Annotated in this window: 16 protein-coding genes; 5 read left to right on the forward strand and 11 right to left on the reverse strand. The window is 70.4% G+C overall.

Going from position 1 to position 18,058, the window contains the following annotated elements:
* Window positions 1–19: 19 nt before the first annotated feature.
* The 9 genes from F9278_RS02880 to F9278_RS02925 form a co-directional block, all read right to left on the reverse strand.
* Window positions 20–940, reverse strand: coding sequence for a glutaminase (locus F9278_RS02880; protein ID WP_152166841.1), 921 nt, complete (start codon window positions 938–940; stop codon window positions 20–22).
* Window positions 940–2,352, reverse strand: a complete 1,413-nt coding sequence (aspA, locus tag F9278_RS02885; RefSeq protein ID WP_152166842.1) for an aspartate ammonia-lyase — start codon at window positions 2,350–2,352, stop codon at window positions 940–942. Before aspA ends, F9278_RS02880 begins: the two co-directional genes overlap by 1 nt.
* Window positions 2,353–2,588: 236 nt before the next feature.
* A complete protein-coding gene (locus F9278_RS02895; protein ID WP_193241956.1) occupies window positions 2,589–3,632 on the reverse strand; it encodes an asparaginase in 1,044 nt (347 codons plus the stop codon).
* Window positions 3,633–3,643: 11 nt separating this feature from the next.
* Window positions 3,644–5,092 carry an amino acid permease gene (locus F9278_RS02900; protein WP_152166844.1) on the reverse strand — a complete coding sequence of 483 codons (1,449 nt, stop codon included), beginning with the start codon at window positions 5,090–5,092 and terminating at the stop codon, window positions 3,644–3,646.
* Window positions 5,089–5,820, reverse strand: coding sequence for a FadR/GntR family transcriptional regulator (locus tag F9278_RS02905; protein ID WP_152166845.1), 732 nt, complete (start codon window positions 5,818–5,820; stop codon window positions 5,089–5,091). Before F9278_RS02905 ends, F9278_RS02900 begins: the two co-directional genes overlap by 4 nt.
* Before the next feature lie 65 nt (window positions 5,821–5,885).
* Entirely contained in the window at window positions 5,886–6,719 is an 834-nt protein-coding gene (locus tag F9278_RS02910) for an undecaprenyl-diphosphate phosphatase (protein ID WP_152166846.1), read from the reverse strand.
* 65 nt (window positions 6,720–6,784) lie between these two features.
* Window positions 6,785–7,159 carry a fluoride efflux transporter CrcB gene (crcB, locus tag F9278_RS02915; protein WP_152166847.1) on the reverse strand — a complete coding sequence of 125 codons (375 nt, stop codon included), beginning with the start codon at window positions 7,157–7,159 and terminating at the stop codon, window positions 6,785–6,787.
* A complete protein-coding gene (gene crcB, locus F9278_RS02920) occupies window positions 7,156–7,635 on the reverse strand; it encodes a fluoride efflux transporter CrcB (RefSeq protein WP_152173658.1) in 480 nt (159 codons plus the stop codon). Before crcB (F9278_RS02920) ends, crcB (F9278_RS02915) begins: the two co-directional genes overlap by 4 nt.
* Before the next feature lie 240 nt (window positions 7,636–7,875).
* Complete coding sequence (locus tag F9278_RS02925) at window positions 7,876–8,865, reverse strand: SMP-30/gluconolactonase/LRE family protein (protein WP_152166848.1); 990 nt, start codon at window positions 8,863–8,865, stop codon at window positions 7,876–7,878.
* Between the two features lie 113 nt (window positions 8,866–8,978).
* Between F9278_RS02925 and F9278_RS02930 the strand changes: the two genes are divergently transcribed.
* Window positions 8,979–9,806, forward strand: a complete 828-nt coding sequence (locus tag F9278_RS02930; RefSeq protein WP_152166849.1) for an ATP-grasp domain-containing protein — start codon at window positions 8,979–8,981, stop codon at window positions 9,804–9,806.
* 59 nt (window positions 9,807–9,865) lie between these two features.
* Here F9278_RS02930 and F9278_RS02935 read toward each other — a convergent pair whose 3' ends face one another.
* The gene (locus F9278_RS02935; RefSeq protein ID WP_152173659.1) at window positions 9,866–11,434 is read right to left on the reverse strand and encodes a glycoside hydrolase family 53 protein; all 1,569 of its coding nucleotides are present in this window, start codon (window positions 11,432–11,434) and stop codon (window positions 9,866–9,868) included.
* Window positions 11,435–11,574: 140 nt separating this feature from the next.
* Window positions 11,575–13,596, reverse strand: coding sequence for a beta-galactosidase (locus F9278_RS02940; protein WP_152166850.1), 2,022 nt, complete (start codon window positions 13,594–13,596; stop codon window positions 11,575–11,577).
* A 185-nt stretch (window positions 13,597–13,781) separates the two neighbouring features.
* Between F9278_RS02940 and F9278_RS02945 the strand changes: the two genes are divergently transcribed.
* The 4 genes from F9278_RS02945 to F9278_RS02960 are packed head-to-tail and all read left to right on the forward strand — an operon-like array spanning window position 13,782 to window position 18,005.
* On the forward strand, window positions 13,782–15,104 hold the full coding sequence (locus tag F9278_RS02945; RefSeq protein WP_152166851.1) for an extracellular solute-binding protein: 1,323 nt from the start codon (window positions 13,782–13,784) through the stop codon (window positions 15,102–15,104).
* Complete coding sequence (locus tag F9278_RS02950; protein WP_152166852.1) at window positions 15,101–16,075, forward strand: carbohydrate ABC transporter permease; 975 nt, start codon at window positions 15,101–15,103, stop codon at window positions 16,073–16,075. Before F9278_RS02945 ends, F9278_RS02950 begins: the two co-directional genes overlap by 4 nt.
* A complete protein-coding gene (locus F9278_RS02955; protein WP_152166853.1) occupies window positions 16,072–16,977 on the forward strand; it encodes a carbohydrate ABC transporter permease in 906 nt (301 codons plus the stop codon). Before F9278_RS02950 ends, F9278_RS02955 begins: the two co-directional genes overlap by 4 nt.
* The gene (locus F9278_RS02960; RefSeq protein WP_152166854.1) at window positions 16,974–18,005 is read left to right on the forward strand and encodes a LacI family DNA-binding transcriptional regulator; all 1,032 of its coding nucleotides are present in this window, start codon (window positions 16,974–16,976) and stop codon (window positions 18,003–18,005) included. Before F9278_RS02955 ends, F9278_RS02960 begins: the two co-directional genes overlap by 4 nt.
* Window positions 18,006–18,058 lie beyond the last annotated feature (53 nt).

The raw sequence follows: 18,058 nt of genomic DNA on the forward strand, positions 1-18,058 counted from the left end.
CGGGCGGGACCGTCGACGGTCAGAAGACGGACAGCCCCGTCAGGGTCGTGAACCGGTCCAGGGCCGCCACCCCCGCGACCGAGTTGCCGCGTTCGTCCAGCCCCGGACTCCACACACAGAGCGTGCACCGGCCGGGTACGACCGCGATGATGCCGCCGCCCACCCCGCTCTTGCCGGGCAGGCCCACGCGGTAGGCGAACTCGCCGGCCGCGTCGTACGTGCCGCAGGTGAGCATCACCGCGTTGACCTGCTTCGCCTGGCTGCGGGTCAGCAGCCGGGTGCCGTCGGCGCGGACACCGTGCCGGGCCAGGAACCCGGCAGCCAGGGCGAGATCGGCGCAGGACGCGGTGAGGGAGCACTGCCGGAAGTACTGGTCCAGCAGGGCCGGTACGGGGTTGTCGATGTTGCCGTAGGACGCCATGAAGTGGGCGAGGGCCGCGTTGCGGTTGCCGTGCGCCGACTCGGAGGCGGCGATCTGCGGGTCGAAGTCCAGGTCGGGGTTGCCGCTCTCCGACCGGAGGAAGGCGAGCAGTTCACCGGCCGCGTCGCCGGTACGGGTGTGGAGGCGGTCGGTGACGACGAGGGCGCCCGCGTTGATGAACGGGTTGCGCGGGATGCCGCCCTCGTACTCCAGCTGGACCAGGGAGTTGAACGGGTTGCCGGACGGCTCGCGCCCCACGTGCTCCCAGAGGGCGTCGCCCTCGCGCGCCAGATCGAGCGCGAGGGTGAAGACCTTGGTGATGGACTGCGTGGAGAACGGCTCCCGCCAGTCGCCCACGCCGTAGACCGTGCCGTCGAGTTCCGCGACGGCCATGCCGAAGCTGCGCGGGTCGCGGGCCGCGAGCGCCGGGATGTAGCTGGCGGGACGGCCCCGGCCGGGGATCCGTTCGCTCTCCTCGGCGATGCGTTCCAGGACCGGCTGGAAGGTGGGGGTGCCCATCAGACCGGCGGGGTGCCGCTGCCCGCGAGCACCTCGGGCCGCAGCAGTTCACGGAGTCGTTCGGCGGGCAACAGGCCCTTCTCCTGGACGAGTTCGGCGACGCCCCGGCCGGTGGCGAGGGCCTCCTTGGCGATGTCGGTGGCCGCCGTGTAGCCGATGTGCGGGTTGAGGGCGGTGACCAGGCCGATGGAGTTCTCCACGCTCGCGCGCAGCGCCTCGGTGTTGGCGGTGATGCCGTCGACGCACCGCTCGGCCAGGGTCAGGCAGGCGGCCCGCAGATGGGTGAGCGACTCCGACAGGGAGTGCAGGATGATCGGCTCGAAGGCGTTGAGCTGGAGCTGTCCGGCCTCGGCCGCCATGGTGATGGTGACGTCGTTGCCGATGACCTCGAAGGCGACCTGGTTGACGACCTCGGGGATGACCGGGTTGACCTTGCCGGGCATGATGGACGAACCGGCCTGCACGGGCGGCAGGTTGATCTCGTTGAGGCCCGCGCGCGGCCCGGAGGAGAGCAGCCGCAGGTCGTTGCAGCTCTTGGAGAGCTTGACGGCGACGCGCTTGAGCACGCCCGACATCTGCACGAACGCGCCGCAGTCCTGGGTGGCCTCGACCAGGTTGGCGGCGGTGACCAGCGGCAGTCCGGTGATCTCCGAGAGGTGGCGGCGCGCCGACTCGGCGTATCCGGCGGGGGCGTTGAGGCCGGTGCCGATGGCGGTGGCGCCGAGGTTGATCTCATGGATCAGCTCGACGGCCTCCTCCAGCCGGCTGCGGTCCTCGTCGATCATGACGGCGAACGCGGAGAACTCCTGGCCGAGCGTCATGGGGACCGCGTCCTGCAGCTGGGTGCGGCCCATCTTGAGCACCTCACGGAACTCCACGGCCTTGCGGGCGAAGGAGTCCTGCAACACCGCCATGGCCCGGAGCAGGCCGTGCACCGCGAAGACCGTCGCGATCTTGACGGCGGTCGGGTAGACGTCGTTCGTCGACTGCCCGAGGTTGACGTCCTCGTTGGGGTGCAGGTACCGGTACTGCCCCTTGGCGTGACCCAGCAGCTCCAGCGCCCGGTTGGCGACGACCTCGTTGGCGTTCATGTTGGTCGAGGTGCCGGCGCCGCCCTGGACGACGTCCACCACGAACTGGTCGCGCAGCTTGCCTTCGCGGATCTCCCGGCAGGCCTCGATGATCGCGGCGGCCTTCTCCGGGGCGAGCAGGCCGAGTTCCTCGTTGGCTCGGGCGGTGGCCTCCTTGACGGCGGCCAGGGCGTCGATCAGGTGGGGGTACGCGGAGATGGGGGTGCCGGTGATGGGGAAGTTCTCCGTGGCGCGCAAGGTGTGGACGCCCCAGTACGCGTCGGCGGGGACGTCGCGGTCCCCGAGCAGATCGTGTTCACGGCGGGTCGCTGCGGCGGTCATGGCTGGGTGAGCCCTTCGTTGGTGAGGTGCGGGGTGAGTGGTTGTGGGTCGGGAGGGTGCGTCGTCGGGTACGGGTGGGTGGGGGCTGGTCGCGCAGTTCCCCGCGCCCCTGAAGAGCCGGGGCTGCGCCCCGTGCTCTTCGGGCCGAAAAAGCAGGGCACAGCCCGCTTTTTCAGGGGCGCGGGGAACTGCGCGAGAAGCCCCACCGGACCCGCACCCGACAACGCACCCACCCGTCAGGGCAGCCGCGGCATCGGGTCCAGCGCCCGCACCGCGCTGACCCGACCGACCTCCCGCCCTCCCCCGAGCAACACCTCACCCGAGAACGAGGCGAGAGCCTCGGGCTCGACCCCCGCCCGCACAAGCGCCGCGGCAGCGACCGGCACCCGCGCCCGGTTCGCCCCGTCCGCGATCTTCACGGCGACGGCCCGCCCGTCGGGGAGCGCGGCGACCTGGACTCCCTCGAAGCCGTCCTTGGTGAGCAGCCCCGGCACGGCCCGCATCAGCTCGGCCACATCGCGCCCCGCGCCGGACGCCATCTCGGCGTGGTCGCGCATCGCGTCGGCGACCGTCCGCTCGGGCGTGCCCACGGTGGCGGTGGTGATCCGGGCGAGGGCACGGGCCAGACCGTGCAGGGAGACGGAGAAGAGCGGGGCGCCGCAGCCGTCGACGGTCACCTGGGCGATGGCCTGCCCGGTGAGGTCCTCGACGATCTCGGCGATGGCCTGCTGCAAGGGGTGGGCCGGGTCGAGATAGTCCTCCAGGGACCAGCCGTTGAGCTTGCAGGTGTACAGCATGGCCGCGTGCTTGCCGGAGCAGTTCTGCGCGAGACGGGAGGGCTGCCTCCCCTCGCGTATCCACTCGTCCCGGACGGCCGGGTCGTACGGCAGGTCGGGGACGTTGCGCAGATCGTCCTCGGCGGCCCCGGCCAGTTCCAGGATCCGCCGGGCCCCGGCGAGGTGGCGTTCCTCGCCGGAGTGACTGGCCGCCGCCAGGGACAGCAGGTCGCCGTCCAGGGGCAGTCCGGCGCGCAGCATCGCCACGGCCTGGACCGGCTTGAGCGCCGACCGGGGGTAGAACGCCGCCTCGATGTCGCCGAGTTGGAGTTCCACCTCCCCGTCGGCCCCCAGCACCACGACGGAGCCGTAGTGGATGCCCTCGATGACACCTCCGCGTACGAGGTGGGCGACGGGGGCGTGCAGCGGTTCCCGGATCGCGGGGGCCGCGGCCACCGGAGACGCAGGGATCGCCGCGGCGCCGGTGGTCGTGGGGTCGTACATCACTGCCTGCTTCACTTCTTGACTCCGGCCGACTGCTCGGCGACCCGGCGACGTACGCCGAACCAGCCGAGCACCAGCGCCAGTACGATCAGGGGGAGGCACAGCACGGTCGTGCGGCCCGCGCCGCCGTCCGCGTACATCAGGACCAGCACCGACGCCAGGAAGAACAGCGTCACCAGCTCGGTCCACGGGGAGCCCGGCAGCCGGTAGCTCGGCCGGGTCAGCTCGCCCTTCTCGGTCTTCTGCCAGAAGACCAGGTGACAGATCATGATCATGCCCCAGGTGCAGATGATGCCGATCGCGGCGAAGTTGAGCACGATCTCGAACGCGTCGGCCGGGACCACGAAGTTCAGCCCGACGCCCAGGACACAGATACCGCTGGTGAGCAGGATTCCGCCGTACGGGACCTGGCTGCGGCTCATCACTCCGGTGAACTTCGGGGCGGAGCCCGCCATCGCCATCGAGCGCAGGATGCGGCCGGTGGAGTACAGACCCGAGTTGAGCGAGGACAGGGCCGCGGTCATCACGACCAGGTTCATGATGCCGCCGGCCGCCGGGACGCCGATGTTGGAGAGCACGGTGACGAAGGGGCTCTCGCCGGCCTTGTACGAGGACCAGGGCAGCAGCATCGCGAGGAGCAGGACGGAGCCGACGTAGAACAGACCGACGCGCCACATGATCGAGTTGATCGCCTTCGGCATGATCTTCTCGGGGTTCTCGGTCTCTCCCGCCGCGACGCCGACGAGTTCGACGGAGGCGTAGGCGAAGACGACGCCCTGGATGATCAGCAGCATGGGCAGCAGGCCGTTGGGGAAGATGCCGCCGTTGTCGGTGATCAGCGACAGGCCGGGGGTGTGGCCGTCGACGGGCTGCTGGGTGACGAGCAGGAAGATGCCGATCACCATGAAGATCACGAGCGCGCTGACCTTGATGATCGCGAACCAGAACTCCAGTTCGCCGAACATCTTCACCGAGATCAGGTTCACGGCGAGGACGACGGCGAGCGCGACGAGCGCGATCACCCACTGGGGGATGTCGGAGAACATGCCCCAGTAGTGGGTGTAGAGGGCGACCGCGGTGATGTCGGCGATACCGGTGGTGGCCCAGTTCAGGAAGTACATCCAGCCGGCCGTGTACGCGCCCTTCTCGCCGAGGAACTCCCGGGCGTAGGACACGAAGGCACCGGAGGAGGGCCGGTAGAGGACCAGTTCGCCGAGGGCGCGGACGACGAGGAAGGCGAAGACTCCGCAGACCGCGTACGCGATGAACAGGGACGGGCCGGCGTCGACGAGACGGCCGCCGGCGCCGAGGAAGAGGCCGGTGCCGATCGCGCCGCCGATGGCGATCATATTGACGTGGCGGGACTTCAGGGACTTGCTGTAGCCGGCGTCTCCGGCGTCGACGTGGGCCGCGCGCTGCCCGGCCTGTGCGACGTCTTTGTCGAGGGACTGCTCGCTCACGTCTCGCGTCCGCCTTCCGTGGTGCTTTCCGTGCGGGGGGAACGCACGATGTCGGTGAGGGTGGTCTCGACGCGGTCGAGGTGGTGGGACATGGCCTCCACCGCGTCGTGTTCGGAACCGTCGATCAGCGCCTCGACGATGGCCCGGTGCTCGCGGTTGGACTGCTCGCGCCGGCCGCCCAGCTCGTTGAGGAAGGCCGACTGGCGGGCCAGCGCGTCCCGGATCTCCTCGATCACCCGGCGGAACACCGGGTTCTGGGCGGCCTCGGCCACGGCCAGGTGGAAGAGGGTGTCCATCGCGACCCAGGCGGTGGTGTCGGTCTCCCGCTCCATCCGGTCCAGGAGATGGGCCAGGTGGTCCAGGTTCTCCGGGGTGCGGCGCGCCGCCGCGTACCCGGCGACCGGGATCTCCACATGGCGGCGGACCTCCAGCAGATCACTGGCCGCGTAGTCGCCGAAGGTGGGGTCCTCGACGGCGTTCGCGATCACGAAGGTGCCCTTGCCGGTACGGGACTGGGTCAGGCCCATCACCTGGAGCGCGCGCAGCGCCTCACGGAGCACCGGACGGCTCACTTCGAGCTGCCGGCACAGCTCCGCCTCCGAGGGGAGCTTGTCCCCGATGGCGTACTTGCCGCGCTCGATGGCGTCGCGGAGGTGGGTGAGCACCGCTTCCATGGCGCTGACGCGCCGGGGTGCCGAACCACCTGTCTGGCTGTCTGACAGGTTCACGGGGGTGATCCTGCGGGTGACGGGAGGGGGCTGTCAAGGGGCCCTGAAGAGGATCTTCGAGCTGGTCAGCTGAGGCCGCCCGCGCCGAGCAGCCCGAAGAGGAGCACGCCGACGACGATCCGGTAGGAGACGAACACCTGGAAGGAGTGCCTGGTCACGAACTTCAGCAGCCAGGCGACCGAGGCGTACGCGACCACGAAGGACACGGTGGTTCCGGCGATCAGCGGGGCCGCGCCCACCCCCGCGCCGAGGGCGTCCTTCAGTTCGTAGAGTCCGGCGCCGGTCAGGGCCGGGATGCCGAGGAAGAAGGAGAGCCGGGTGGCGGCGAGCCGGTCGAGGTCGAGCAGGAGCGCGGTGGACATGGTGGCGCCGGAGCGGGAGAAGCCGGGGAACAGCAGGGCGAGGATCTGCGAGCCGCCGACGAGCATCGCGTCCCGGAACCGGGTGTCCTCCTCCGCGCGCCTGCGCCGGCCGACCTGTTCCGCGACCCACATCACACCGCTGCCGACGATCAGTGAACCGGCCACCACCCACAGCGAGGCGAGCGGCCCCTCGATGAGCGAGCGGGCGGCCAGCCCCACGACCACGATCGGGACGGTCGCGGCGATCACCCACCACGCGAACCGGTAGTCGCGTTCCTGGCGCCGCCCCGCGTCGAACAGCCCCCGGAACCAGGCGGCGCCGATCCGCGCGATGTCGTCGCGGAAGTACACGAACACCGCGGCGATGGCGCCCACCTGGATGACCGCCGAGAACCCGACGACGGCTTTGTCCTCGACCTGGATCCCCATCAGACCTTCGGTGATCTTCAGATGCCCGGTGGAGGACACCGGCAGAAACTCCGTCACCCCCTCCACCGCTCCGAGGACGACTGCCTGACCGACGCTGATGGTGCTCATGGGGTCCAGTTCTGCTCGGCGAGGGCGAGGGAGGCAGTCGTACTACAGCCGGGTAAGGGCCGCCCTCAGGACCACAGGGCCCGAGCCACCGCCAGGCCCACGTAGACCGCGCCCAGCCCCGCCGTCACGCTCGCGACCGCGTTGGCGGCGGCGAGGAAACGGGCACCGCCCTGCGCCAGCCGCAGCGTCTCGTACGAGAACGTCGAGTATGTGGTGAGCGCCCCGCACAGGCCGGTGCCGAGGAGGAGTTGCAGGTGGGAGTCCGCGGCACCGGCCGTCACGGCGCCGGTGAGGGTGCCGAGGACGAAGGATCCGCCGGCGTTGACGGCGAACGTTCCCCAGGGGAAGTCCGTGTCGTGGCGGGACCGCACCGCGCGGTCGGTGAGATAGCGCAGGGGCGCGCCGATCATTCCGCCGAGGATGACGAGCACCCAGTTCACGACGACCTCTTACCTTTCTCACGCCTCGGGGCGGGTGAGGTGCGCACGACGCGCTCCGCCGTCGTCGCCGCGAGCCGGACCGCCGTGAGAGCGGCGAGGAGGGTCGCGGCGAGGTAGGCGAGGCCGGTGGCGGGGCGGCCCTCCTCGATCAGGCGCTGGATGTCGACGGCGTAGGTGGAGAAGGTGGTGAAGCCGCCGAGGACTCCGGTCCCGAAGAACGGCCGGACCAGCCGGTGTGCCGTCCATCGCTCCGTGATCGCGACCATGAAGAGGCCGATCACGAAACAGCCGACGACGTTCACCCAGAACGTGGTCCAGGGGAAGCCGGTCGTGCCGGTGGGCCAGAGCAGGGCGGCGGCGTAGCGGGCCCCCGCGCCGATCCCCCCGCCGACGGCGACGACCGCGACGACGGGCGCCTGACCGTGCCAGGGGGTGGGGCGGACCGGGTCGGCGACGGGGGCGTCGGGCGACGGCAGGCCTTCGGGCCCGCCGGGCTGTGGGACTGGGGCTGGGGCTGGCACGGGCGTACATCTCCTACTCGCCGGGACCCGGGTGTCACCGGGCGCACTCCGTCGCAAGCAGGGACCGTTGTCGGCACCGATGCCGCGGTTCGGGTACGGCGGGCCCCACCGCCGCGCCGCGAGAGGTGACGCGGCCGGTCGACAGCGTAACGCGGGTGCCCACCGCCCCGCACGCGCCCCGTACCCGACCGGACCTCAGCCCGGCTTCCCCGGCAGCTCGCACACCGCGATGCCCCGCTCCCACAGGCTCCCTAGGATCAGCCGGCCGTCGGCGACGCAGGCGCTCGTGACCATACGGAACCGGGAGCGGCGGTCGACGAGGGTGTGGACGACATGCCCCTCGTCGTCGACCGCCACCACCCCGGCGAATCCGAGCGGCCGGAAGGGCGCCCGTACCGCCACCCGGCTCGCGGCGCTCCGTACGGCCGGGCTCGCGCGGTGGAGACGGTCGAGGGCGGCGATGCGCGGGCCGGCCAGCGCCACCCAGATCAGACCGCTGTCGGGGTCGCGCCACAGGTTGTCGGGGGTGCCCGGCAGATCCTCCACGAAGGGTTCGCTCGTCCCGGCCAGTGGTCCGGTGAGGTGGACGCGGGTGAGGCGGCGGGCGCCGGTCTCCGCGACCACGAGGAACGACTCGTCGGCGGAGGGCGCGAGGCCGTTGGCGAACTGGAGCCCCTCCAGGACGACTTCGGGCGCACCCTCCCCCGGCGCCAGGCGCAACAGCCGTCCGGTGCCGGTGTGTTCGACGATGTCGCCGATCCACCGGTCGAGGGGGTACCGGCGGCTGGAGACGGTGAAGCAGACCGTCCCGTCGCAGAGCGCCACGACATTGCTGCAGAACCGCAGCCGCTCACCGTCCACCGCGTCGGCGAGCACCCGCACGGTCCCGTCCCCGGTCGTGACCCGCAGCAGCCCCCGCTTGGCGTCACCCACCAACAGGTCGCCGTCCGGAAGGAGTTCAAGGCCCAGCGGCCTGCCACCGGTGTCGGCGAGCGTCTCGACCCGGGCCCGCCCCGGCTCCTCCAGCCCGTCCACCCGCAGGACCCGGCCGTCCTCGACACCGGTCAGCACCCGCCCACGCCCGTCGGCGATCACATCCTCGGGCCCGCGCCCGCCGATCCCGACGAACGCCTCCGCCACGAGTCCGGCGCCCCGCGCACCCGTCCTGCCCGCCACGCCCGTCATGTGCGCCTCCCGATCCGTCCGCCCGACTGCCCCGCCGGTCCATCCTGGCAGGGGGCCGGGCCGTCCCTCACGGCCTCGGGTTAGGTTGTCCGTCACCGACCAGGGAGACCACCGTGTCCGCCGCCCGCCCCAGCCTGCTGTACGTCACCGACCTCGCCTATCCGGCCCGGGGCCGACGTTACTGCGACGAGGACATCCTGCTGACCTCCCGGCTGCGCGCGGAGTTCGACATCGCCCTGTGCCACCCCCTGGACGCGGCGGCCCTGATGGACGGCTTCGACGCGGTCGTGGTCCGCAACAGCGGGCCCGTTCTGCACTACCAGGAGGCGTACGACGCCTTCCGTCTGCGGGCGAAGGCGCTGGGCACCCGCGTCTACAACCCGCTGACCGGCCGTGCGGACATGACCGGCAAGCGGTATCTGCTGGACCTCACCGAAGCCGGGTATCCGGTGATCCCCACGGTCGACCGGCCCGAGGACCGGGACAGGCTGCCCGACACCGCCGCGTACGCGGTCAAGCCGAAGGCGGGCGCGGACTCCATCGGCCTGCGCTTCCTGACCGGCCCCGAGCTGGCGGACCTGACCTGGGGCGACGTCCTGGTCCAGCCGCGTGTCGACTTCCGCCACGAGGTGTCCTTCTACTACGTCGACGACACCTTCCAGTACGCCCTGTACGCGCCCGACCCCGACCGCCGCTGGGTCCTGGAGCCCTACGAGGCCACGGAGTCCGACCTCGGCTTCGCCCGCCGTTTCATCGACTGGAACACCCTCGCCCACGGCATCCAGCGGGTGGACGCCTGCCGTACCCGGGAGGGCGATCTCCTGCTGGTCGAGCTGGAGGACCTCAACCCGTATCTGTCCCTGGACCGCGTCCCCGAGCCGGTCCAGCACGCCTTCGTCGCCGCCATGGCCGCCTCGCTGCACACGTTCATCGGCCGCTGAAACAGCGGGACAGCGGAAGGGGCCGCACGCCACGGCGTACGGCCCCTCGTGTCAGCTCGCTAGCGGTGGCTGAACCATGCCACCGCCGGGAGCGCCCGGTCGTCGTACCCGAACAGCGCCTGGTTCTCCCAGCCGTTGCCGGAGGCCGCGTCGGTCGGGTCCCACCCGTTGCCCGAGACGGCGGTCCACGTCGACTCCCAGTAGAAGATGCCGAGGCCCCGGCCGTTCGGCACGGCCTCGACGATGCTCGCGACGTCCTTCATCCACCGTGTCTGACCGGCGGTCGTGGCCGGGTAACCGGACACCAGCTCGCCGCTCAGATCGATGATGTTCTCGTGCGAGTCCTTACTGTCCAGCCGGAACGGGTAGGCCGTCTCGGCGAGGAACACCGGCTTGGCGTAGCGGGAGGCCGCGTCGTCCAGCGTGGTCTGGAAGTCGGCGAGCGTGCCGTGCCAGTAGCCGTAGTACGACAGGCCGATGACGTCGAACTTCACACCGTTGGAAACCGCGTTGTCGAACCACCAGCGGGTGCCGGACAGGTCGCCGCCCTTGGCGAGGTGCAGCGCGACCTGGGTGCCGGAGTTGACCGCCTTGACCGCGTCGTAGCCGGAGTTGAGCAGTCCGGCGAGCTGCGACCAGTTGGAGGTGGAGCCGGCCGACCACAGCATGCCGCCGTTGATCTCGTTGCCGACCTGGACCATGTCGGCGGTGGTGCCCTGGGACTTGAGGGCGTTGAGGACGTCGTAGGTGTGGTTGTAGACGTCCGTCCGCAGCTGGCTGTAGCTGTGGCCGGTCCACGCGGACGGCACGGTCTGGGCGCCCGGGTCGGCCCAGGTGTCCGAGTAGTGGAAGTCGACCAGCAGCTTCATGCCCTGCGCCTTGATCCGCTTGGCGGCGGCGAGCACGCGGGTCTTGTTGTTGTAGCCGTCGGCCGGGTTCACCCAGACCTTGACTCGGGCGTAGTTCTGCCCGGCGCTCCTGAGGATGGCGAGCGCGTCGCCCGTCGTACCGGAACTGTTCTTGTAGACACCGCCCTTGGCCTCGCTCTTGATGAGCGAGGACACGTCGGAGCCCTTGACGGACAGGCCCGTCGTACCGGACGCGAAGGTCAGGTCGTCGACGTTGATCCAGTTCCCGGCGTTGGCGTCGGAGTTGACGCTGATGGTGCACTGGTTGTTGGTCACCGCGATGGAGGTGACGATCCGGATCCAGCCGCTGGACGACACCGGGATGTCGGTGCGCTGTTCGGCGCTGCCGCAGTTCTTCAGCGCGAGGTACGCGGAGTTCTGGCCGCCGCCGGAGCGCACCCACGCGGTGAGCTTGTAGTTCCCGTTGGTGAGGCCGGAGAGGTACTGGTAGGTCTCCACCTTGTAGGCCGAGGCCGCGTAGTGGGAGAGGCGGTAACTGCCGCCGTGGCCACCGGACTCGGTGAAGGAGGCGGAGTTCTGCCCGGCAGCCGAGTACGTCGACCAGCCGGCCGGCGTCGCGGTCCCGGTGCCGTCGGACTCGAAGCCTCCGTTGGTGAGCGTGGAGGCGGCCGAGGCCGAGGTGGCGGGCAGGGTGGTGAGCGCCAGGCCTGCGAACAGCGGTACCAGCAGGGCCCTGAGGGCGCGTCTCGCGTGGAACATCGTCGTCCCTTCGACGAAGGTGGGGAACCGGTTGCGCGGTGCTGTGGCGGCGCCGCGCCCGAGGGCCTTGGGCACGGCGCCGCCGGTACCGGCCGGATGTCCCCAGAGATCCGGCCGGTGTTCGGGGGTGGGGAGGGTGTTCAGGCGTCGAGGCGTACGACCCGGACGCCCCCTGCGGGTACGGCGAGGCGGCCCGCCGCGCGTTCGCCGGTGAGGAGTTCGGTGCCGGCCGCGTCCAGCGGCACCTTCGCGTCCAGCGCGGTGTGGTTGATCACGAACAGGAAGTCGCCCGACTCCCCGGCGCGGCGCACCACTTCGACGTCGCGGGGCAGGTCGGCGCGGGGCGCGATGCCGGCGTCGTCGGCGGCCCAGCCGAGCAGCGCGTCCAGGCCGTGCGCGTCGAGCCGGGTCGACACGTACCAGGCGGAGCCCTCGCCGAGCCGGTGCCGGGTGACGGCGGGCCGGTCGGCGGCGAGGCCGTCGGCGTACGTCCACACGGGTTCGGCGCCGCGCGGCACCACGAACTCGGTCCAGACGTCACCGGTGAGTTCGGAGCCGTCGGGGCCGGTGATGCGGACGCTCTCGCCGCCGAGCAGGGGTGAGAACTCCTCGACGGTCAGGCCGAGCACGTCGCGCAGGGCGCCGGGGTAGGGGCCCTCGTGGACGGCGTCGTGCTCGTCGACGATGCCGGAGAAGTAGGAGACGACGAGGGTGCCGCCGTTCTCGACGTACGCCTTGAGGTTGTCGCCCGCCGCCTGCGTCATCAGATACAGCGCGGGGACGACGACCAGGGGATAGGCCGACAAGTCGGCTTCCGGGTGGGCGAAGTCGACGGTGAGGTGGCCGTCGTAGAGGGCCTCGTAGAAGGCGTCGGCGCGTTCGCGGGCCTCGTGGTCCTCGCTGGGGCGCCAGGCGAGGTTCTGCGCCCACCAGGAGTGCCAGTCCCACAGGACGGCCACGTCGGCGACGGTCCGGCTGCCCCGGATCCGGCTCAACGAGTCGAGGGAGGTGCCCAGTTCGACGACCTCGCGCCACACGCGCGAGTCGGTGCCGGCCTGCGGGAGCATCGCCGAGTGGAACTTCTCGGCGCCGCGCCGGGACTGCCGCCACTGGAAGAACATGGCGCCGTCGGAGCCGCGCGCCACATGGGCGAGGGAGTTGCGGGCCATCTGGCCGGGGGCCTTGGCGGGGTTGCGGGCCTGCCAGTTGACGCCCGAGGTGGAGTGCTCCAGGAGCAGCCAGGGGGCGCCGCCGCCGACCGAGCGGGTGAGGTCGGCGGCCATGGCGAGGTTGACGTGGGTGCGGCGGCCGTCGGTGATCAGGTAGTGGTCGTTGGTGACGAGGTCGACCTCGCGGCCCCAGGCCCAGTAGTCGAGGGAGTCGCACTGGCTGAGCGCGGTCATGAAGTTGGTGGTGACCGGGATGCCGGGCGCGAGGCGGTGCAGGATGTCCCGCTCGGCGACGAAGTTCTCGCGGACGGTCTCGTCGGCGAACCGCTTGTAGTCGAGGGCCTGGCCGGGGTTTCCGACCGTGGGGGCCACGCGCGGCGGGTTGATCTGCGCGAAGTCGGTGTAGTGCTGGCCCCAGAAGGCGGTGCCCCAGGCCTCGTTGACCGCGTCGACCGTGCCGTACGTCCGCTCCAGCCAGCGGCGGAAGTGCGCGGCGCAGGAGTCGCAGTAGCAGGCGGAGACGGGGACGCCGTACTCGTTGTGGACGTGCCAGAGGGCGAGTGCCGGGTGGTCGGCGTAGCGCTCGGCGAGCTTGGTGGTGATGTGCGCGGCGGCGGCCCGGTAGTCGGTGTTGCTGTGGCAGATGGCGCCGCGTGAGCCGAACTCGTAGCGGGTGCCGTCGGCGGTCACGGGCAGCGCCTCGGGGTGCTCGCGGTAGAACCAGACGGGCGGGACGACGGTGGGGGTGCCGAGGTCGACGCGGATGCCGTTCTCGTGCAGCAGGTCGAGCAGCCGGTCGAGCCAGCCGAAGTCGTACACGCCGCGCGAGGTCTCCAGCAGGGCCCAGGAGAAGATGCCGACACTCACCATCGTGACGCCGGCCTCGCGCATCAGCCGGACGTCCTCGTGCCAGACGGATTCCGGCCACTGCTCGGGGTTGTAGTCCCCACCGAAGGCGAGCCTGGTGAGGCCCGTGGGGGTGGTCTCCGGCATGGATCTCTCCCGTTGAGTCGATCATTTGGGAACGTGCACACACAGCAGTGGCGGTGCGAGCCCAACATAACCGCACAGCAACAACCATTGACAAGTGTCCGGGATGTTTCTCTACTGTGAACGCTCACAGAAGCATGGCACGGTCTTCGCAGCAGACGAGGACCCAGGTCAGGGGAGAAACATCCATGTCCGACATCACGAAGCACCGGCGCTTTGTGGCCACTGCCGTCGCGGTCACGCTCGGCGCCACCACACTCGCCGCCTGTGGCGGGTCCGACGACGACGGCGAGGCCCAGTCGGGGCCGGCGAAGCTGACGTACTGGACCTGGACGCCGGGCATGGACAAGGTCGTGGACCTGTGGAACAAGGGTCCCGGCAAGGAGCAGCAGATCACCGTCACGGTGAAGAAGCAGGCCTCCGGCGACACCCTCGTCACCAAGATCCTCACCGCGCACAAGGCGGGCAAGGGCCCGGACCTGGTGCAGGCCGAGTACCAGGCACTGCCGACGCTGGTCAGCAATGACGCGGTCGCCGACATCGCGGGCGAGGCGGGCGACGCGAAGGGCAGGTTCGCCGACGGCGTCTGGCAGCAGACCACGCTGGGCTCGGACGCCGTGTACGCGATACCGCAGGACATCGGGCCGATGATGTTCTACTACCGCGAGGACCTGTTCAAGAAGTACGGCCTCGAAGTCCCCAAGACCTGGGACGAGTTCGCCGACACCGCGCGGAAGCTCAAGAAGGAGGACGCGGACGTCGACCTCACCACCTTCTCCGCGAACGACTCCGGTCTCTTCGCCGGTCTCGCCCAGCAGGCGGGCGCCGAGTGGTGGACCACCGAGGGCCAGAAGTGGAAGGTCGGCATCGACGACACGGCGACGCAGCGGGTCGCCGACTTCTGGGGCGGCCTCGTCAAGGAGGGCGCCGTCGACAACCAGCCGATGTACACCCCGGCCTGGAACAAGGCGCTCAACACCGGCAAGCAGATCGCCTGGGTCAGCGCGGTGTGGGCGCCGGGCACGCTGACCACGGCCGCGCCGGACACCGAGGGCAAGTGGAAGGTGGCGCCGCTGCCGCAGTGGTCGGCCTCCGAGAACACCACCGGCAGCTGGGGCGGTTCCTCGACCGCCGTCACCACCGACTCCGAGAACAAGGGGGCCGCCGCCAAGTTCGCCACCTGGCTGAACACGGACCCCGAGGCGCTGACCGCGCTGGCGAAGGAGGGCGGCATCTACCCGGCCGCCACCACCGCGCAGACCAGTGACGCGTTCGCCGAGCCGCCGGCCTACTTCTCCAACCAGGCCGACTTCTACACCGTGGCCTCCGAGATCGCCAAGACCACGGCGCCCTCCGCGTGGGGCCCGAACGTGAACGTCGCCTACACCACCTTCAAGGACGCGTTCGGCGCCGCCGCCAAGAACAAGTCGGACTTCGGCGCCGCCCTGAAGACGATGCAGGACGACACGGTCGCCGACATGAAGAAGCAGGGCTTCGAGGTCGCGGAGTGACGAGCGCACGCCGGAGGTCGTACGGGGTCAAGGGCGCCCCGTACGCCCACCCGTCTCCCACCACCACCCTCAAACGAGCGCGAAGCGCCCCCTATTTTTTCCTCCTCCCCGCGACGATCCTGTTCGCCCTCTTCTTCGCGCTCCCGATCGGCTACGCGGTCTGGCTCAGCCTGCACAAGGTGCAGGTCAAGGGGCTGGGCCTCGGCTCGGGTGCGCGGAGCGAGGTGTGGGCGGGCTTCGAGAACCACACCGACGCCCTGACCGACTCCGAGTTGCTGGACGGCGCGCTGCGCGTCCTCGGCTACGGCGCGATCGTGGTCCCGGTCATGCTCGGACTCGCGCTCGTCTTCGCCCTCATGCTGGACAGCGACAAGGTGCGCCTCGCCCCCTTCACCCGGCTGGCGATCTTCCTGCCGTACGCGGTTCCCGGTGTCGTGGCCGCCCTGCTCTGGGGCTTCCTCTACCTCCCGGACGTCAGCCCCTTCTACTTCGTGCTGGAGAAGCTGGGTCTCCCCCAGCCGGAGCTGCTCGACGGCGGCGGTCTGTACGCGGCCCTGTCGAACATCGCGATCTGGGGCGGCACCGGCTTCAACATGATCGTCATCTACACCTCGCTGCAGGCGATCCCCGCCGAGGTGTACGAGGCCGCGAAGCTGGACGGCGCGACGCCGTTGCAGATCGCCCTGCGGATCAAGATCCCGATGGTGGCGTCCTCGCTGGTGCTGACCTTCTTCTTCTCGATCATCGCCACGCTCCAGGTGTTCAGCGAGCCCACCACCCTCAAGCCCCTCACCAACTCGGTCTCCACGACGTGGAGTCCGCTGATGAAGGTGCACCGGGACGCCTTCGGCGAGGGCGACATCTACTCGGCGGCGGCCGGTGCGGTGATCATCGCCGTGGCCACGCTGGTCCTCTCCTTCGGCTTCCTGAGGGCCGCGAACTCCCGTACGAAGCAGGAGGCAGCACGATGAGTTCTCCTGCCGTCCGCAAGACCGCCCCGGCGGCCGGGACCACGCCCGGCACCGCCCAGGGCCCGCCGCTGCGCCGCCGGATCGCCCTCGTTCCGACGCTCACCCTGCTGCTGGGCGCGATCTACTGTCTGCTGCCCGTGGCCTGGGTGCTGATCGCCGCCACCAAGTCGGGCAGCGAACTGTTCTCCACCTTCACCTTCCTGCCGGGCACCGGCTTCGCGGACAACCTGTCCGACCTCAACGCCTACCGCGACGGCATCTACTGGCAGTGGATGGGCAACTCCGCCCTCTACGCCGGCGTCGGCGCCCTGCTGTCCACCGCCGTCTCGGCGATCAGCGGCTACGCGCTCGCGATCTACCGCTTCAAGGGCCGTGAGGCCGTCTTCAACATCCTGATGGCGGGCGTGCTGATGCCACCGGTGATCCTCGCGATCCCGCAGTACCTGCTGATGGCGAAGGCCGACCTGGCGGACTCCTACTGGTCGGTGCTGCTGCCGCTGGTCCTCTCCCCGTACGGCGTCTATCTGTCCCGGATCTACGCCGCTGCCGCCGTCCCCTCCGACGTGGTCGAGGCCGGGCGGATGGACGGGGCGAGCGAGTGGCGGATCTTCACCCGGATCGCGCTGCCGATGATGGTGCCGGGTCTGGTGACGGTGTTCCTGTTCCAGTTCGTGGCCGTCTGGAACAACTTCCTGCTGCCGTACATCATGCTCAGCGACGACGAGAAGTTCCCGATCACCCTGGGCCTGTTCACGCTTCTCGAACAGGGCGCGAACACGCCGGCGCTCTACACGCTGGTGATCACGGGCGCGCTGCTCGCGGTGATCCCGCTGATCGCGCTCTTCCTGGTCATCCAGCGGTTCTGGAGCCTCGATCTCCTCTCCGGAGCCGTAAAGTCATGACCATGAGCAACACGGGGGGCAGGCGCAAGCCGCCGACCATTCACGACGTGGCGCGCGAGGCGGGAGTCTCCCGGGGGACGGTCTCGCGCGTGCTCAACGGCGGTCACTACGTCAGCCCGACGGCCGCCGAGGCGGTCAACGCCGCGATCCGCAGAACGGGTTATGTCGTCAACCGGCACGCCCGCTCGCTGATCACGGGCCGCTCGGACTCGATCGGTTTCCTGCTGACGGAACCGCAGGAGAAACTGTTCGAGGACCCCAACTTCAATGTCCTGCTGCGGGGTTGCACGCAGGCGCTGGCCGCGCACGACATCCCGCTGCTGCTGATGGTGGCCGGCACGGAGGACGAGCGGCGGCGGATCACGCGGTACATCACGGCGGGCCATGTCGACGGGGTGCTGCTGGTGTCCAGCCACTCCGGGAACCCGGTCGCCCAGGAACTCCGGGAGGCGGGCATCCCGCTCGTGCAGTGCGGCAAGCCCATGGCGCCCGGCTCGAAGGTGAGCTATGTGGCCGCCGACGACCGGGACGGCGCCCGGGACATGGTCCGCCATCTGCTGTCGCTGGGCCGCCGCCGCATCGGTGTCGTCACCGGTCCGCTGGACACCCCCGGCGGTGTCGACCGGCTCGCCGGGTACAAGGAGGTCCTCACCGAGGCGGGCGTCGACATCGACGAGCGGCTCATCGTCTCCGGCGACTACAGCCGGGCCAGCGGCGAGGCGGGCACCGACCGGCTGCTCGCCCAGGCACCCGACATGGACGCCGTGTTCGTCGCCTCCGACCTGATGGCACAGGGCGCCCTCGCCGCGCTGCGCCGGGCGGGCCGCCGGATCCCCGAGGACGTCTCCGTCGGCGGCTTCGACGACTCCGCCGCCGCGACGGAGGCCGTCCCCGCCCTCACCACCATCCGCCAGCCCTACGACCGCATCAGCAACGAGATGGTCCGCGTCCTCCTGGCCCAGATCGGCGGCGAGGACCCGGCAGCGGTGATCCTGCCTACGGAACTGGTACGACGCGAGTCGACGTGAGCGGGTGGGCGACATGGGGCCTGAGCCGATGCGGGGCCGAGGTCGACGAGGCC

Source organism: Streptomyces phaeolivaceus (assembly GCF_009184865.1).
Classification (GTDB): Bacteria; Actinomycetota; Actinomycetes; order Streptomycetales; family Streptomycetaceae; genus Streptomyces; species Streptomyces phaeolivaceus.

Coding starts and splice junctions, on each gene's coding strand:
- F9278_RS02880 (WP_152166841.1), bottom strand. CDS start 940: ATGGGCACCCCCACCTTCCAGCCGGTCCTGGAACGCATCGCCGAGGAG.
- aspA (WP_152166842.1), bottom strand. CDS start 2,352: ATGACCGCCGCAGCGACCCGCCGTGAACACGATCTGCTCGGGGACCGC.
- F9278_RS02895 (WP_193241956.1), bottom strand. CDS start 3,632: ATGTACGACCCCACGACCACCGGCGCCGCGGCGATCCCTGCGTCTCCG.
- F9278_RS02910 (WP_152166846.1), bottom strand. CDS start 6,719: ATGAGCACCATCAGCGTCGGTCAGGCAGTCGTCCTCGGAGCGGTGGAG.
- F9278_RS02925 (WP_152166848.1), bottom strand. CDS start 8,865: ATGACGGGCGTGGCGGGCAGGACGGGTGCGCGGGGCGCCGGACTCGTG.
- F9278_RS02935 (WP_152173659.1), bottom strand. CDS start 11,434: ATGTTCCACGCGAGACGCGCCCTCAGGGCCCTGCTGGTACCGCTGTTC.
- F9278_RS02940 (WP_152166850.1), bottom strand. CDS start 13,596: ATGCCGGAGACCACCCCCACGGGCCTCACCAGGCTCGCCTTCGGTGGG.
- F9278_RS02945 (WP_152166851.1), top strand. CDS start 13,782: ATGTCCGACATCACGAAGCACCGGCGCTTTGTGGCCACTGCCGTCGCG.
- F9278_RS02955 (WP_152166853.1), top strand. CDS start 16,072: ATGAGTTCTCCTGCCGTCCGCAAGACCGCCCCGGCGGCCGGGACCACG.
- F9278_RS02960 (WP_152166854.1), top strand. CDS start 16,974: ATGACCATGAGCAACACGGGGGGCAGGCGCAAGCCGCCGACCATTCAC.